General features: G+C 64.6%; 14 protein-coding genes. 11 read left to right on the top strand and 3 right to left on the bottom strand.

Going from position 1 to position 14930, the window contains the following annotated elements; all coding sequences use genetic code 11:
* Positions 1-104: 104 nt before the first annotated feature.
* The 3 genes from H145_RS0112390 (at position 105) to H145_RS0112400 (ending at position 3629) form a co-directional block, all read left to right on the top strand.
* Entirely contained in the window at positions 105-2054 is a 1950-nt protein-coding gene (locus H145_RS0112390) for a T9SS type B sorting domain-containing protein (protein ID WP_157541502.1), read from the top strand.
* Between the two features lie 77 nt (positions 2055-2131).
* On the top strand, positions 2132-2467 hold the full coding sequence (locus tag H145_RS0112395; protein WP_019948475.1) for a YbaB/EbfC family nucleoid-associated protein: 336 nt from the start codon (positions 2132-2134) through the stop codon (positions 2465-2467).
* A 130-nt stretch (positions 2468-2597) separates the two neighbouring features.
* Entirely contained in the window at positions 2598-3629 is a 1032-nt protein-coding gene (locus tag H145_RS0112400) for a glycosyltransferase family 2 protein (RefSeq protein WP_019948476.1), read from the top strand.
* A gap of 205 nt (positions 3630-3834) precedes the next feature.
* Here the strand turns inward: H145_RS0112400 and H145_RS0112405 are convergent, their stop codons facing one another.
* Positions 3835-4053 (bottom strand): PspC domain-containing protein, encoded by a 219-nt coding sequence (locus tag H145_RS0112405; protein ID WP_019948477.1) that lies wholly within the window; start codon positions 4051-4053, stop codon positions 3835-3837.
* Between the two features lie 162 nt (positions 4054-4215).
* Between H145_RS0112405 and H145_RS0112410 the strand changes: the two genes are divergently transcribed.
* The 4 genes from H145_RS0112410 to H145_RS0112425 all read left to right on the top strand — a co-directional run bounded on the left by H145_RS0112410 (position 4216) and on the right by H145_RS0112425 (position 8301).
* Positions 4216-6030 (top strand): tetratricopeptide repeat protein, encoded by a 1815-nt coding sequence (locus H145_RS0112410; RefSeq protein ID WP_019948478.1) that lies wholly within the window; start codon positions 4216-4218, stop codon positions 6028-6030.
* A gap of 38 nt (positions 6031-6068) precedes the next feature.
* A complete protein-coding gene (locus tag H145_RS0112415) occupies positions 6069-6497 on the top strand; it encodes a hypothetical protein (RefSeq protein WP_019948479.1) in 429 nt (142 codons plus the stop codon).
* A 96-nt stretch (positions 6498-6593) separates the two neighbouring features.
* Entirely contained in the window at positions 6594-7577 is a 984-nt protein-coding gene (locus H145_RS0112420; RefSeq protein ID WP_019948480.1) for a pyruvate dehydrogenase complex E1 component subunit beta, read from the top strand.
* Between the two features lie 187 nt (positions 7578-7764).
* A complete protein-coding gene (locus tag H145_RS0112425; protein WP_019948481.1) occupies positions 7765-8301 on the top strand; it encodes a DinB family protein in 537 nt (178 codons plus the stop codon).
* Between the two features lie 78 nt (positions 8302-8379).
* Here the strand turns inward: H145_RS0112425 and H145_RS0112430 are convergent, their stop codons facing one another.
* Positions 8380-8808 (bottom strand): acyl-CoA thioesterase, encoded by a 429-nt coding sequence (locus H145_RS0112430; RefSeq protein ID WP_019948482.1) that lies wholly within the window; start codon positions 8806-8808, stop codon positions 8380-8382.
* 132 nt (positions 8809-8940) lie between these two features.
* On the bottom strand, positions 8941-9681 hold the full coding sequence (locus H145_RS0112435) for a class I SAM-dependent methyltransferase (protein ID WP_019948483.1): 741 nt from the start codon (positions 9679-9681) through the stop codon (positions 8941-8943).
* Positions 9682-9890: 209 nt separating this feature from the next.
* On the opposite strand from H145_RS0112435, the gene H145_RS23370 reads away from it, so the two are divergent.
* The 4 genes from H145_RS23370 to H145_RS0112455 all read left to right on the top strand — a co-directional run bounded on the left by H145_RS23370 (position 9891) and on the right by H145_RS0112455 (position 14897).
* Positions 9891-10061 carry a DUF2256 domain-containing protein gene (locus H145_RS23370; protein ID WP_019948484.1) on the top strand — a complete coding sequence of 57 codons (171 nt, stop codon included), beginning with the start codon at positions 9891-9893 and terminating at the stop codon, positions 10059-10061.
* Positions 10062-10132: 71 nt separating this feature from the next.
* On the top strand, positions 10133-10510 hold the full coding sequence (locus H145_RS0112445) for a hypothetical protein (RefSeq protein ID WP_019948485.1): 378 nt from the start codon (positions 10133-10135) through the stop codon (positions 10508-10510).
* 521 nt (positions 10511-11031) lie between these two features.
* Entirely contained in the window at positions 11032-11508 is a 477-nt protein-coding gene (locus tag H145_RS0112450; protein WP_019948486.1) for a nucleoside deaminase, read from the top strand.
* A 116-nt stretch (positions 11509-11624) separates the two neighbouring features.
* On the top strand, positions 11625-14897 hold the full coding sequence (locus H145_RS0112455; RefSeq protein ID WP_019948487.1) for an AsmA-like C-terminal region-containing protein: 3273 nt from the start codon (positions 11625-11627) through the stop codon (positions 14895-14897).
* Positions 14898-14930 lie beyond the last annotated feature (33 nt).

Genomic DNA, 14930 nt, shown 5'->3' on the forward strand with positions numbered 1-14930 from the left:
CCGGGCGACGTAAGGTCGGTGCTGGAGGCCGAGCCTCACTGCCAGCTGCTTTTTGCGTTTCTTCGGGAAAAGATTTCGGCGCTTGTGGCGTTAGGCTGGTCATGATGAAAACCGCATTCCTGCTTTGGGTTCTGCTGCTGGCCGGCCTGCTAAGCAGTTCGGTGGTGCGGGCCCAAGCGCCATGTGTGTCGCAGACCGGTACCGGGGCCGCCTTCGATGTTTATGATGCCGCTACCGGCCAGCTGCTGCCCAAGCTGCTGTGCGTGGGCCGGCCGGTGCGGCTGCGCAACCGCAGTACCCGCCCGCTCGACCCCGCCCAGATTTACTACCGGCAGGGCCCCACCACCATCTGCACCGGCTTCACCGACACCACAACCACGTTCACGCCGACGGCGGCCGGGCCGCTGGTCATCACCCAGAATACGCAGGGGGAGGCCGGCGTTAGTCAGGGCGTGATTTTCTCGAAGCCCTACGAAGTGCTGGCCGCCTCGGCGCCCACTTTCGAGCTGAGCGTCTGCTCGCCGGGGCTGGTGCAGGTAACCATTACCGATACCAGCTACCCCGATTATTTCGTGCAGGTGGGTACGGGGCCGCGGGTTCCGGCAATGCGCGGCGCAGCCGTGAGCTACCCGGTCGGCAGCGGCGCCACTACCGTTACCGTATCGGGCCGCAACCCCACGGCCGGACTGTGCGAGGGTGTCAGCACCAAACCGTTCACGCCGCTGCCCACCCCTATAGCGCCGGTGCTGCGCCGCCTCACGCGGCCCACCGAGGGCACAGTGCAGCTGGAGTTCGAGGCCCTGCAGCCCGAGTACCGCTACCAACTGCAGGTGGCCGAGGCCGGCGCGCCGGGCGGCTACCGCCCGCTGGGGCCCGTAACGGCCGCCAGCCCCCTTACAATTTCCGCGCCCCCGCTGACGGGCTGCTTTCGGTTGCTGCTTCAGGATCAGTGCCAGACGCCGGTTCTCAGCCTGCCTTCCAACGAAATTTGCTCGGTGCAGCTCACCGGCACCGCCCTCAACGGCCGCAACCAGCTTAGCTGGGCCAGCGCCGGCAGCGGCACCTATACGCTCACCCGTACCGAGGGCAGCACCAGCGTGGTGCTGCCGCTGCCGGCCGGCGCTACCACCTATTCCGACCCAAACGTAAGCTGCGGCACCACCTACCGCTACCAAATCAGCCTGAGCAGCGGGCCAGCCACATCGGTTTCCAATGAAGTCGGCCTGACGGCGCTTTCGACCACGCCGCCAGCCCGGCCGCGGCTGTGGGCGGGCTTCAACCTGAAGGGCCAGGTGGAATTGCGGGCCGAAGTGCCGGGCCTGACCAGCGGCGGCCAGCTGAGCTACCAGCGCAACGGCGCGCCGCTGGCTGCCACGCCCGCCCGCCGCCTGCTCGATTCGCTGGTAACGCCCGACCCGGCCGTGCCGCTGTGCTACACCGTCGAGTTTGAGGATGCCTGCGGCAACCGCGCCCCGGCCGGCGCCGGCGTGTGCGTGGTGCAGCTGACGGCCGCCGCCACCAACCCCAACGGCCCCGAAATCCGCCTCACCTGGTCGGCGCTAACGGCCACGGGGTCCGACGCAGCCGCGCCGGTAAGCTACCGGGTGCTGGGGCTGGCGGCCGACGGTGCGGTGGTTTCCAGCGTGGAGGTAGGCGCCAGCCTCACCTACCTCGATCTACAGCCCGACCCCGACCGCCAGACCATACGCTACCGCATTGAGGCCCGCGGGGCGGGGCTGTCGGAGCCCTCTTTTTCTAATGTGGCCGAGGTGCTGCGCCCGGTGAAACTGGTGCTGCCCACCGCCTTCACGCCCAACGGCGACGGCCTCAACGACGTGCTGGAGCTCAAAGGCCGCTTTCTCGACAACTTCCGCTTCACCATCATCGACCGCAACGGCCAGACCGTGTTCCAGACCACCGACCGCGCCCGCAGCTGGGACGGGCGCATCAACGGGGCCGCGCCGGTGCCGGGCGCCTACGCCTGGCAGTTCGAGGCCCTCGATCAGCAGGGCCAGCGCGTGCGCCAGTACGGCAGCATCACGATTCTGCGCTAAAGGGCTGTTCTGGTCGGTTTCCGGCTTGCGGCCGTATCTTTGGGAAGATAATTTTCACCTTTTGAAACGACGCGACTATGTTTGATATGGCTGGCATGATGGGCAAGATGAAGGACCTGCAGGAGAAGATGAAGCAGGCCCAGGACCAGTTGCAGTACCTGACGGCCACGGCCGAGTCGGGCGGCGGGCTGGTGCGGGCCACGGCCAACGGCCAGCGCCGCCTGCTCAAGCTCGAAATTGACGACAGCCTGCTGCAGCCCCAGGACCGCGACATGCTGGCCGACCTAGTAGTGGCCGCCGTGAACAAGGTGATGGACGAAGCTGCCGCCAAGGCCCAGGAGGAGCTTAAAAAGACCACTGCCGGCTTCATGCCCAACATCCCCGGCATGGACCTGAGCGGTTTCGGGATGTAGTTTTTTGTTGAGCTATTGGCTTTTAGCTGATAGCTGTCAGCCCCTAACAACCTGCCTTCTGCAACTGTCAACCAACGAGCAGGCACCGCCTGAAGCCTCCGCCGCCGACAACTTCTGCGCCGATGTGGCAGTGGTCATCCTCAACTGGAACGGCCGCGCCTACCTGCGCCAGTTCCTGCCCGCCGTGCTGGCCCACTCGGCCGGCGCTACCGTATTCGTGGCCGATAACGCTTCCACCGACGACTCGGTGGCGATGTTACGGGACGAATTTCCGGCGGTGCGGCTAATTGAGAATGGCGGTAACCTGGGCTTCTGCGAGGGCTACAACCGCGCCCTGGCGCAGCTCGGGCCCGAGTTCCGCTACTACGTGCTGCTGAACTCCGATGTGGAGGTGACGCCCGGCTGGCTCGCGCCCCAGCGCGAACTGCTCGAAGCCAACCCGCGCATTGCCGCCTGCCAGCCCAAAATCCGGCAGTACAGCACCGACCCGGCCACGCGCCAGCTGTTCGAGTATGCCGGGGCCGGCGGCGGCTACCTCGATTCACTGGGCTACCCCTTCTGCCGCGGCCGCCTCTTCGACACACTCGAAACCGACACCGGCCAGTACGATGACGCCCGGCCGGTGGCCTGGGCCACCGGGGCCTGCCTGCTGGTGCGGGCTGAAGCCTGGCACGCAATGGGCGGGCTGGAACCGGCTTTTTTTGCCCACATGGAGGAAATCGACCTGTGCTGGCGGCTGCAGAATGCGGGCTGGCAGGTGTGGTATCAGGGTGCCAGCACGGTGTTTCATGTGGGCGGCGGCACGCTGCACAAGTCCAACCCGCGCAAAACCTACCTCAACTTCCGCAACGGCCTGGCCCTGGTCTACCTCAACGCGCACCCCGCCGAGCTACCCGCCGTCCTCATCGGCCGCGTCGCCCTCGACTGGGTGGCGGCCCTGCGCCTGCTGCTGCAGGGCCAGCTGGCCGATTTCCGGGCCGTGCTGCGGGCGCACGGGCACTTTGTGGGCCGGCTGGGCTACTGGAACATCCGGCGGCAGCAATTCCCGCCCCGCCTGCGGCTGCACGAGCGGGCCGGCACCTACGCCGGCAGCCTCGTCTGGGACTATTTCGGCCGGGGCAAACGGTTTTTCCGGCAGCTGGGAGTGAGAAGTGAGAAGTGAGAAGTGAGAAGTGAGAAGTGAGAAGTGAGAAGTGAGAAGTGAGAAGTGAGAAGTGAGAAGTGAGAAGTGAGAAGTGAGAAACGGTACGGGGTGCCGGCTGGCTCAGGTTGGGTAAGGGGCATAAAAAAAGTCTGCTTGCCATAACAAACAGACCCCTGAGAGGCTCACTTCTCAGCTCCAAAATCTCATATCTACATCAGAAGCCCTACAAATCCCACACGGTGCTGCGCTGGCGGCGCAGGGCGTGGCGCACGTTGCGCCAGAAAGCCAGGGCAAAGTAGAGCACGATGGGCGAGCCAAAGGTGAAGAACGAGGCGTACACAAACGAGAGCCGCACGCTGCTGCTGGAAAAGCCCACCCGGTTGCCGATGGCCTCGCATACGCCGAAGCTCTGCTTTTCAATGAAATCGGTAATTCGGTGCATAAGGGTAATTTTAGCGGCCTGATACTGGTTTAGCTGGAGTAATATACGATGATTTCGCCCCGGTGTCAAGCACTTACGCAGAAAGCCCGCGGCAAGATACGTCGGTGGGCCACCTTTTGTCGTTTGAGTTTAAAATTTTCTGACCCCGCGGGGTCGTTGCCTATGCCCCACCTTCTGCGCCTGCTGCCCGGCGCGGCCGCCCTGCTGGCCGCCGGCCTGCTACCGGCCTGCTCGCCCCTGCCCAACGTGCTGAAAGCCGCCCAGAACGGCCAGTCGATTACCGTGGCGCCCCCCGTGCTCGAAAGCAGCGGCCAGCAGGTGCGCTTCGAGGTGACGGCCAAAGTGCCGGTGGCCCACCTGCGCAAAGGCGCGGCCTACAACATCGCCCTGAGCTACCGCTACCAGAACGGCCTGCGCGAAGACACCGTGGGCCGGCTCACGTTCCTGACGGGCGAATACGTGTACGACGAGCAGCAGAAGAACATGCTCGTCATCCGGCGCGAATTCACCTTCCCCTACGCCCCCCAAAAGAGCCCCGGCGAGCTGCTGGCCCGCCCCGATGCCCGCCTGACCAAACCCAACGGCGCGCGCCTGAAAGGCCCCGAGCAGGTGCTGGCCCGCGGCATCGTGACCACGAGCCAGCTGGTAGTGCGCCAGGATTCGCTGCTGACGCTGCTGCCCGAAACCGTGAGCAACGACCGCAGCGGCACGCGGGTGCTGCCCTTCTACTTCGATGCCGGCAAGGCCGAAATCCGCAACTTTCTGGGTACTAATGTGGCGGCGCTCGAAGATTTTATTGAGGCCAACCAGCGCACCGAGAAAGTAACGATTGTGGCCGGCCACTCGCCCGACTCGCTCGACCGCCGCGACCCACGCCTGCCCGACCGCCGCGTGCAGGCGCTGGCCAACTACTTCAAGAAACGCGTGAGTGAAAGCGCCTACCTCAACAAAGTCAGCGACATCGACTTTGAAACTGAGGCCTACCGCCGCCGCTGGGACCTGTTTCTGAGCAAGGTGCAGCAGTCGGCCCTCAAGCCGGCCCAGATCGACTCGGTAGTGCTGCTCATCAACGACTCGCCCGGCTCGTTTGCCGAGAAGGAGAAGCGCCTGCACGCGCTCAGCTTCTTCGATTACCTGGAGCAGTACATCTATCCGGTGCTGCGTTTCGGTACGGTGTCGGTGCGCTACACGGCCCCCAAGCGCTACGATTCGGAGGTGTATCTGCTCTCTAAAAAGATTGTGGAGAAGCAGACTGAGGCCGACGCCCTCACGCCCGAGGAGCTGCGTTACTCGGCCTCGCTCACGCCGCTGCTGGCCGAAAAGCAGCGCATTTTTGAAACCGCCGTGGCCACCACCGGTGCCTGGCAGGCCTACTACAACCTGGGCGCGGTGCTGCTGATGCGCTCCGAGAAGGAAACCAACCCCAAGGTTATTCGGGCTTACCAGCGGCGGGCGGCGGTCAACTTCACGCTGGCCGCCCACCGCAACCCCACTTCCGAGCTGTTCTACCGCGTGGCCACCGCCTACCACCGCGCCCACGACCTGCCCGAAGCCCGCCAGAGCTACGACTACGCCATCAAGCTGGGCGGCACGCCGGCCATGCTCAGCAAGGCCTTCGCCGACAAAGCCGCCCTCGAAATTGAGATGGGCCAGCCCGACGAGGCCCTGCGCAGCCTCAGCTACAGCAACCCGCGCTCCTACCAGAACATCATGAACCGGGCCCTCATCTACGTGCTGAAGGGCAACTACCCCGGCGCCGCCGCCATCTACGAGGAGGCGCTGGCCCTACGCCCCCAGGAGCCGCTGGTGTACTACAGCCTGGCCGTAACGGCCGCCCGCCAGCACAACGAGGCCGCCACCGCCGCCCACCTACGCCGCGCCGTGCAACTCGACCGCAGCTACGCCAACCGCGCCGTCGAGGACCTGGAGTTCCGCGAGTTCACCAAAGGCAAGAAGTTTCTGGAGGCGCTGCGGTAGGCAGGAAAATGATGTAGTGAAAGCCTTTATCACCTCGTATGGAACTAACAAACTTCACCATCTATGGCCAGTATATTGGCTTGGAATGGCCCAACGGTTACGCGGACTTACATAACAACTTCAACTTCGTACGCTTGGTATACCAGCTACAGCCCCAGATGCGACTGCTATTGGAGTGGCAAAAGCCGTCTGGGAGTCAGGCCGCCGAACTGCCTTACCAGAAGCTGCGGCTGGTATTTGAGGGTGTAGCCTACCTGAAAATTAATGAGCGTGACCCAGACTATCCTTTTTTGGAAGACGAGATATTGGCCCATTTAAGCCGCACACCACCTGAAGCCCGCGATGAGTTCGAGAACATATATTTCAACGAAGACGCTCAAGCTCACTACGACCTGACGATGTGCTTCCAGAACGGATGGGGCATCAAAGTAAATGCCGATACGGTGCGCCTGGAACTGGAATCCTGAACCCGTTTGCCCAACCGCGCCACCCTTTGTAGCTTTACGGGCCGGTTTAGCGCCGGCTTTTTTCTTTTACCGATTTTCTGATTTTCCTACCTGATTATGCGGACCATCCAATTCCGGGAAGCCCTGCGTGAAGCCATGAGTGAAGAAATGCGCCGCGACGAGCGCGTGTTTCTGATGGGCGAAGAAGTGGCTGAGTACAACGGCGCCTACAAAGTAAGCCAGGGCATGCTCGACGAATTCGGGGCCGAGCGCGTGATTGACACGCCGATTGCCGAGCTGGGCTTTGCCGGCATCGGTGTGGGCGCGGCCATCAACGGCCTGCTGCCCATCATCGAGTTCATGACCTTCAACTTCTCGTTGGTGGCTATTGATCAGGTGATTAACTCGGCCGCTAAAATCTATTCGATGTCGGGCGGGCAGTATTCCTGCCCCATTGTATTCCGCGGGCCAACCGGCAACGCCGGCATGCTTTCGAGCCAGCACTCGCAGAACTTCGAGAACTGGTACGCCAACTGCCCCGGCCTGAAAGTGGTGGTGCCCTCGACGCCCTACGACGCCAAAGGCCTGCTCAAAAGCGCCATCCGCGACCCCGACCCGGTGATTTTCATGGAGTCGGAGCTGATGTACGGCGACAAGGGCGAGGTGCCCGAAGAGGAGTACCTGATTCCGATTGGCAAAGCCAACGTAGTGCGCGAAGGCACTGATGTGACCATTGTCAGCTTTGGCAAGATGATGAAAGTGGCCCTCGAAGCCGCCGACCAGCTGGCTCAGGACGGCGTGAAGGCCGAAGTAATCGACCTGCGCTCGGTGCGCCCCATCGACTACGACACCTTGGTGGAATCGGTGAAGAAAACCAACCGTATGGTGGTGGTGGAGGAAGCCTGGCCGCTGGCCAGCATCAGCTCGGAGCTGGCCTACATGGTGCAGAACCGTGCCTTCGACTACCTCGACGCCCCCATCCGTCGCATCACCTGCATGGATGTACCCCTGCCCTACGCCCCCACCCTCATCGAGGCCTCGCTGCCCAACGTGGAGCGCACCGTGAAAGCCGTAAAGGACGTGCTGTACGTGAAAGGCTAATCCGCCGCCCGTTTCAGCCGATTGCCTCGTCTCCCGACAAAGCTCATTCGGATTTGTAATTGAAAAGGCCCGCTCGAAGCGGGCCTTTTTGTTTTCGGGCACGGGATATGGCCGGACGGACACGTTATTACGTACCTTTTCCCGCTGTTGCTCAGCTTCCCTCCCACGCATTTCCGCTTGCTTCCTTATGAACCACCGTCTGCATCTTCGCCTCGAACATCTGGAGCGCGCCACCAACCATTTGCTGGCCAGCGTGGAGGCGCTGGGCGAGCGGGCCACCGTGTCGCCGGGGCCGGGGCAATGGTCGGCGGCGCAGGTAGTGCAGCACCTGCTGGTATCGGAAACCGGCATCGGCCAATACGTCGAAAAGAAGCTACGCGAGGCCGACAAGCTGCAGCAGGCTGGCTTGGCCACGTTTCTGAAGTCGCGGCTGCTGCGGCTGGCGCTGCGGCTGCCGGGGCTGCGCTTCAAAGTGCCGCGCTACCTGGCCGAGCTGACGCCCACCGAGGTGCCCGCCCTGCCCGAGCTGCGCACCCAGTGGGAGGCTACGCGCCGCCATCTGGAGCGCCTGCTGAACGAGTATCCGGGCAAGCTGCTGAGCCGGGCCATCTTCAAGCACCCGCGCTCGGGCATGCTCACCATCCACCAAACCCTCGATTTCATGCTCGACCACGTGCTACACCACCAGAAACAGGTGGAACGCATTGCGGCGAAAGTAGGGTGAGGGGGTTAAAGGTGAGGAGGTGATGGAGCAGCTAGTAGCCACCTCATCACCCCCTCACCTTTTACCTCATCACCCAATTTACAAGTCTCGATACGACTCGTGGCGGGGCAGCTCGGCCATGAGGGCGGTAATTTCGGGCGGCGGCGTGGTGAGCTTGCGGGTGCGCAAATCCAGCCAGGCGCCCTCCACGCTGACGGTGGCAGCGGGCCGGCCATCGGGCTTGTAGAGCGTGTGCACCATGTTCCAGCGCGAGCCATCGGCGTTCAGGCCCGCCAGCTCGCCGGTTATACGCAGCTGCTCGTTGATGTGCAGCTCCTTCAGAAAGCGGGTATCCTCGCGGAACAGGATGGGCCCCAGGCCGGTTTTGGCGAAGTAGGGCAGCGTGAAGCCGCTGGCCGCCAGAAACTCGATGCGGTGCTGGGCGGCGTAATCGGTGTAGGCCGAGTGGCGCATGTGGCCGTTGGGGTCCATATCGGCCCAGCGGACGGTGTAAGTGCGGTCAAACATTTTGGGGAGCTTTTAGCTGACAGCCGTTAGCTGATAGCTTTTTGTTCTTGATGAAATGGGGTTTGCGGATTATTCTGTGGTTGGTTTCCAACCAAAACCGTGGCACGAAAGCTAACAGCCAACAGCTCTCAGCTAAAAGCTCAAAGAAAGGCGTACCAGGTACTGCTGCTGTTCGTCTTCCTCTACAAACTCCACCTCGTAGCCGGCGGCCGTGGCGCAGTCCTGCAGCAGGCTGGGGTCGGCGAAAATCCAGCTGAACTCGGCGCCCTGCTCCGTGCCGTACTGCATCGAGTAGCGCACCTCGCCGTAGTAGGGGCCATTGAGGTTGAACACCAGGGCGCCGTCCTCGTCTTCGTAGAGGTAGCTGATATCGGAAGACGTGGCCAGGATCTGGCCGCCGGGGTTGAGCAGGGTTTTGGCGTGCTGCAGAAACTGCTCCAGCCCCTCCAGCGTGCCCGTCAGGCCCAGGCCGTTCATAAGCATGAGCAGCGTATCGAACCGCTCGTTTTGCTGGGCCAGCGCCGGGTCGAACAGGTCGTGGCAGGCCACTTCGCGCACGCCGCGCTGCTGCATTACCTGCACCGCGCCGGGCGAAATATCGACGGCTTTCACCGCGAAGCCGCGCGCCTGCAGCTCCAGGGCGTGGCAGCCGGCGCCGGCGCCCAGGTCGAGCACGCGGCCCTGGCAATGCTCCAGAGCGGTGCGCTCCAGGTCGGGCATCTCCCAGAGCGGGCGGAAAAAGTAGGCGGCGGGCAGCACTTCTTCGTCGGTTACGGAGCTGTGCACGGCCAGCGTGGCACTGAGCCGGCCCTGCTGGTAGTCGAGCAGGGCGTGCCCCAGCGGGTCGGGGGCCGAAGTTTGAGGGGTAGACATGGGGCAAAGATACGGCTGCTCGGCCGCAGCGGGCCAAACCGGACGCCGGGGCCAGCCTTTTGAACGCCCGCCGCTGCCGCCGCCCCAAAACAACCGCCGCCACAACCCGCCACAATCTGCCATAACCCTCCAGACTGGCCGGCCCGGCAGTTTCCCCGTAAGCAGTTCCGGCCGCTGCTGCTACATTTCGCAACTTACGTTTCGCTCCCTTGGCTTCACACCAGAAACCCCACCTGCCCACCAAACTCTGCCTGACCTGCGGCCGGCCCTTTGCCTACCGCAAAAAGTGGCGCAACTGCTGGGATGAGGTGAAATACTGCGGCGAGAAATGCCAGCGCAACCGCCCCAAACCGGCTCCGCCCGAGCCTGGCCCGCGCTAGCTGGTGTATCCTTGCGGGCCCATTCTGCGTTCAGATGGGCACTCTTTCCTCCCTGTAACCCCTCCTGCCGCATGGCCAGCAACCTCGATTACCTCGCTCCCGAACTCAAGCCGCTCGAAGAAAAGCTGCAGGCCTACCTGGCCGCCGAAAAAGAGCTGGCCCAGGCCGAAATTGCCGCTACCAACGTAGCCCTCGATCCGCCGCCTGCCCCGGCCGTTGCCCTGGGCCAGCGCCCCGCCCCCGGCAGCTTCCCCCAGCCCACCGCCGAATCGGGCAACGAGCTGCAAAACCTGCGCGACGACCTGGCCGCCCAGCGCCAGGAAATTATCGGGATGCTACCCGTGCGCGACGAGTGGATAAAAATCAACCTCGGCTACGGCCCCAGCCGCGTGGGTGCCTTCAGCGTGCCCGCGCCCGGCTCCGGCTACGAGCTGCGGCTGGTTATTTAAGCTCCAGATTACTTACTGCTCCCCTGCGTCCGGCCCAAACAGCGGCGTCGGCAACCTCCGGGCCCTGGTTCCGGCGTTGCCGACGCCGCTGTTTGGGCCGGCGGCGGTAGTTGCGCAAACTGCCGTTGCCTGGCTTAACTAACTGCTATACAACGCCTAAAATACCAATAAACAAAAAAGGCTCCGGTAGTACCGGAGCCCTTTTCCACAACCAAAACACCTAATAAACTATTCTTTCAAATCTCTCCTGTCAACTATCAGGCCAAAGCCTGCTCGCGACGGCAGCATTTAGTAAAACAGCTGTTAGGGTCTTCAGAAAGCAAGAGGCAACAAGCGGGCCGAAAGGTTGCAAACCGGTCAGCTAAATTTTGAGGGCCCGGTCGTTTCGGGCGGGGCGGCCTGAATTCGTCGGGGCGCGCCCGCGGAAGCGGGGCGGTAACCGGCGGCCGAAGTTGTAATTTGCGCGTTATTGGCCTCCCGCAGGGGTGGCCGTTTCGTTTCCCCCTTTATCCTTCTAGTTGATGGAAGCTCCCAACCCCGAGTTCATGCGCGAAGCCATTCGCCTTTCTATTGAAAAAATGCAGGCCGGCCACGGCGGACCCTTTGGCGCCGTAATTGTCCGCAACGGCGAAATTATTGCCCGCGGCTTCAACCAGGTAACCAGCACCCACGACCCCACCTGCCACGCCGAAGTAGACGCCATCCGCAAGGCCTGCGCCGAGCTGGGCACTTTCCAGCTCACCGACTGCGACCTGTACACCAGCTGCGAGCCCTGTCCGATGTGCCTGGGCGCCATTTACTGGGCCCGCCCGCGCCGCGTGTTCTACGGCAACACCAAGGAAGACGCCGCCGCCATCGGCTTCGACGACCACTTCATTTATGAGGAGCTGGAAAAGCCGCTCGACCAGCGCCGCCTGCCCATGCAGCAGCTGTTGCGCGACGAGTCGCTGGCCGGTTTCCGCGCTTGGGAGCAGCACGAGGCCCGTACCGACTACTAGTTTTTCTGAAGCTGCTAGCTGAGAGCTATTAGCTAATAGCTTTCGTTCAACGGAAAAAGCTAACAGCTAATAGCCCTCAGCTAACAGCTCGAAATACCAGCTAACAGCTTAAATATATGCGGTTTCTTCCCCTGCTACTGCGGATTCTGGCTGGCCTGGTGCTGGCGGTGCTGCTGTTGGCGGGGGCGGGACTGTGGGCCCTGCAGTCGGAGTGGGGGCACCAGCGCCTGACGCAGCTGGTGCGGCAGCGGCTGGCGGCCCACTCCGACTTGGTGTTGGCCCCGCTGACGCTCGATTACTCGCTGCTGCGCGACTTTCCGTACCTCACGGCCTCGCTGCACCACCTTTCCCTCACCGACACCTCGGCCCGCCGGGCAGTGGAAGTGCTGCGCGTGGGCCGGGCCGATATGCGCCTGGCCCTGCGCCCGCTCTGGCACGGCCGCTTCGAGGTGCAGCGCCTGACGCTGCACAACGCCGAGTTCCGCCAGCTCACCGACTCGGCCGGCCACGACTGGGGCCTGCGCGGCCGCGGCCCCCGGCGCGACCAGCCCCAGCTGCCACCCGACTTCGACCTCGACTCGCTGATTATTGTCAACCTGCGCGTGTCGGACCGCAACGAGCTGCACAACAGCGGCTTTGCGGCGCGGGTGGCGCGTGGGCGGCTGGCCGTACGTACCCGCGGCGGCGTAGCCCACGTGCGGGGCCGGCTGGCGGGCCGCCTCAACTACCTGCGCAGCAGCCGCAGCCTCATTTTCTCGCAGGAAGACGTGGTGGCGCAGGTGCGCTACGGCTACGACTTTGGCCGTCGCGAGGGCACGTTCCGGCGCACGCGGGCCACGCTCAGCGGCGACACCGTGCACATCAGCGGCACGCACCGCGGCGCCGGGCCGGGCGAACCCCGGGGGGCCCGCCTGAACCTGCATTTCCGGGGCTACCAGCCGCTGCTGAAAGTGCTGCGCGTGGCCCTGCCCGACAACCTGGAGCAGTATCTGGAGGGCACCCGCAGCCCCAGCCACGCCCGCATCAGCTACACCATCCGGGGCCTGAGCGGGCCCACGGTGCGCCCGCGCACGGTGCTGCGCTTCGAGCTGCGCAACGCCCGGGTGCAGTGGCCCGACCCCGCCCGCCGCATCCGCCGCTGGGATGCCCGCGGCGTGTTCGACAACGGCCCGGGCCACAATGCGCGCACCACCTACCTCACCTTCGAGCAGTGCCGCATCTACTCCACGGCCGGCCAGCTCGACGCCCAACTCACCGTGCGCGACTTCACCCGCCCCCGGGTACAGGGCCGCATTCAGGGCCGCACCGAGCTGCAGACGCTGGCCTCGGTGGTAGTGCCCGAGCTATGGCGGGCGCGGGCCGGCGAGGCCGCCCTCGACCTGGAGCTGGACGGCTGGCTGCCCGATTTCCGGCCGCGGCGGGCCGGGCCGGGCAAGCACCGGCTGCGACTGCCGGTTGCCGTAAAGGGCACTGTCAGCTTGGAAAGGGCCTCTTTTGATGTTCCGCACCGCCAGGCCTACATCCGGGCGCTCAGCGGGCGGGTGCGCCTGAACGACAGCCTTTGGCAACTGGAAAACCTGGCCGGCCAGCTCAACGGCATGCACCTGCAGGCCAACGCCGCCACCACCAACCTGCTGGCCTACCTGAGCGGTCAGCACCCCACCACCCACATCAGCGGCTCGGTGAGCGTGGACGAGCTGCGCCTGCCCGAGCTGCGGCGGCTGCTGACCGCCCCCCCCGCTCCGGCCGGCCAGCCCCGCCGCCGCCCTGCCACCGACCCGGCCCAGGCGGCCGACATGCTGAGCATCCTGCCGGCGGGCCTGCGCCTCGATGGCGTGCGCCTGCGTTGCGCCCAGTTGGTGCTGGCCGGCGATACGCTGCGCGAGCTGGCCGCTACCGTGCACCACGATGGCCACCAGGTGGCGTTGCGCGAGCTGCGGGTACGGGTCTGGGGTGGACAGCTGGGCGGGCAGGCCCACTGGGCCACCGACGAAACCGGCGCCGAGCCGGTGCAGGTGCGCCTGACGGTGCAGGTGCCCAGCCTGAACTACGAGCGGCTGCTGGCCCGCATTTCGCGCCCGCCCCGCCGCCCACCGGGGCCGGGCAACACCACCGCCGACCCTACGCTGCGCGAGCTGCTGCTGGCCACCAGCGGCCGCATCGAGGTGGCCATTGAGCAGCTGCAGCTGAAGGGCACCCGCAGCCTGCAGCGGCTACGCTTCCACGTAGACAAGACCGGGCCCGATTTCCGGATTCCCGACCTGACTTTTCGCACCAGCACCGGCGGGCAGGGCCGCATTCGGGCGCAGGCGGCGCTGGAAGGCATTCATTTGGCCAACGCCCGCGCCGCCGTAGAGCTGCACTACGATACGCTCGATGTGCAGCGCTTTCTGCAGCTGCTCGCCGACCTGGGCACCATGCCGCAGTCCGACCAGCTCGGCGGCAGCAGCCAGCCCACCGGACGCGGCCGGCGCGCCGACCGGGCCGCGGCGGCAACCGTCAGGCGCGGCGCGCGCCCCGGCCGGCCGGCCCGGCCCACGTCGCCGTTTCTGGATGGTACTATTACCGGGCAGGTGTATGTAACGGCCAACCGCATGCACTACGGCGTGCTGCGCGGCACCAATTTCAAGCTGAAAACCATGCTTGAAACCGGCCGGGCCCGGCTGGAAAGCTGCTCGGTGCAGGCGTTCGGGGGCGAGCTGGCGCTGAACGGCATCCTGCGCACCGACTCGGGCGCCAGCCACCACCCGCTGCGGGCCCACATGCAGCTGCGCAACGTGGAGCTGCCCCAGCTGTTTGCCCTGGCCGCTCCGCTGGGCCTCGATGTGCTGGGCCCCGCCAACGTGCGGGGACGCATGCAGGCCGAAGCCACCATCCGCACCAACCTCGACCAGACTTTTCTGCCCCGCCTGGCCACCACCCGTGCCCTGGTGCAGGCCGATTTGCTGAACCTGGAGCTGCTGGAAGTGGATGCCCTGATGCAGGCGCTGCGCATGCTGAGCCCGCGCCGCACCGGCCACCTCTACTTCGAGCCGGTGCAGGCCGATTTCCTGCTCGATAAGGGCCAGCTGCTGATTCCCGACCTCAACCTGAGCAGCAACCTGACCGATCTGCAGGTAACCGGCGAGTACGGCCTCGACGGCCGCGCCGACCTGTTTGTGGGCCTGAGTCCGCTGCAAACCCTGTTTGGCAACAACCGCAAGCGCATCGAGCGAATCAGGACCGGCGAGGCCACCGACCGCCGCAGCCGGGGCCTCATCTACCTGCAGCTGCATCGGGAGCCCGGCAGCCGCTACAAAGTGCGCCTCTTTAAAAAACAGCAGCAGCGCCAGCAACAAGCCGAAGTGCAGGAAAAGTACCAACGCCTGCTCCGCTTTTTTGCCGATTGAAGACGTTGAATACGGGCGCCGGCCGGCGAAAAG

This window comes from Hymenobacter aerophilus DSM 13606, assembly GCF_000382225.1.
Classification (GTDB): Bacteria; Bacteroidota; Bacteroidia; order Cytophagales; family Hymenobacteraceae; genus Hymenobacter; species Hymenobacter aerophilus.

Bases quoted from the DNA above. Each gene is read 5' to 3' on its own strand.
- H145_RS0112390 (WP_157541502.1), top strand. From the start codon at position 105: ATGAAAACCGCATTCCTGCTTTGGGTTCTGCTGCTGGCCGGCCTGCTA.
- H145_RS0112395 (WP_019948475.1), top strand. From the start codon at position 2,132: ATGTTTGATATGGCTGGCATGATGGGCAAGATGAAGGACCTGCAGGAG.
- H145_RS0112405 (WP_019948477.1), bottom strand. From the start codon at position 4,053: ATGCACCGAATTACCGATTTCATTGAAAAGCAGAGCTTCGGCGTATGC.
- H145_RS0112410 (WP_019948478.1), top strand. From the start codon at position 4,216: ATGCCCCACCTTCTGCGCCTGCTGCCCGGCGCGGCCGCCCTGCTGGCC.
- H145_RS0112415 (WP_019948479.1), top strand. From the start codon at position 6,069: ATGGAACTAACAAACTTCACCATCTATGGCCAGTATATTGGCTTGGAA.
- H145_RS0112420 (WP_019948480.1), top strand. From the start codon at position 6,594: ATGCGGACCATCCAATTCCGGGAAGCCCTGCGTGAAGCCATGAGTGAA.
- H145_RS0112425 (WP_019948481.1), top strand. From the start codon at position 7,765: ATGAACCACCGTCTGCATCTTCGCCTCGAACATCTGGAGCGCGCCACC.
- H145_RS0112430 (WP_019948482.1), bottom strand. From the start codon at position 8,808: ATGTTTGACCGCACTTACACCGTCCGCTGGGCCGATATGGACCCCAAC.
- H145_RS0112435 (WP_019948483.1), bottom strand. From the start codon at position 9,681: ATGTCTACCCCTCAAACTTCGGCCCCCGACCCGCTGGGGCACGCCCTG.
- H145_RS0112445 (WP_019948485.1), top strand. From the start codon at position 10,133: ATGGCCAGCAACCTCGATTACCTCGCTCCCGAACTCAAGCCGCTCGAA.
- H145_RS0112450 (WP_019948486.1), top strand. From the start codon at position 11,032: ATGGAAGCTCCCAACCCCGAGTTCATGCGCGAAGCCATTCGCCTTTCT.
- H145_RS0112455 (WP_019948487.1), top strand. From the start codon at position 11,625: ATGCGGTTTCTTCCCCTGCTACTGCGGATTCTGGCTGGCCTGGTGCTG.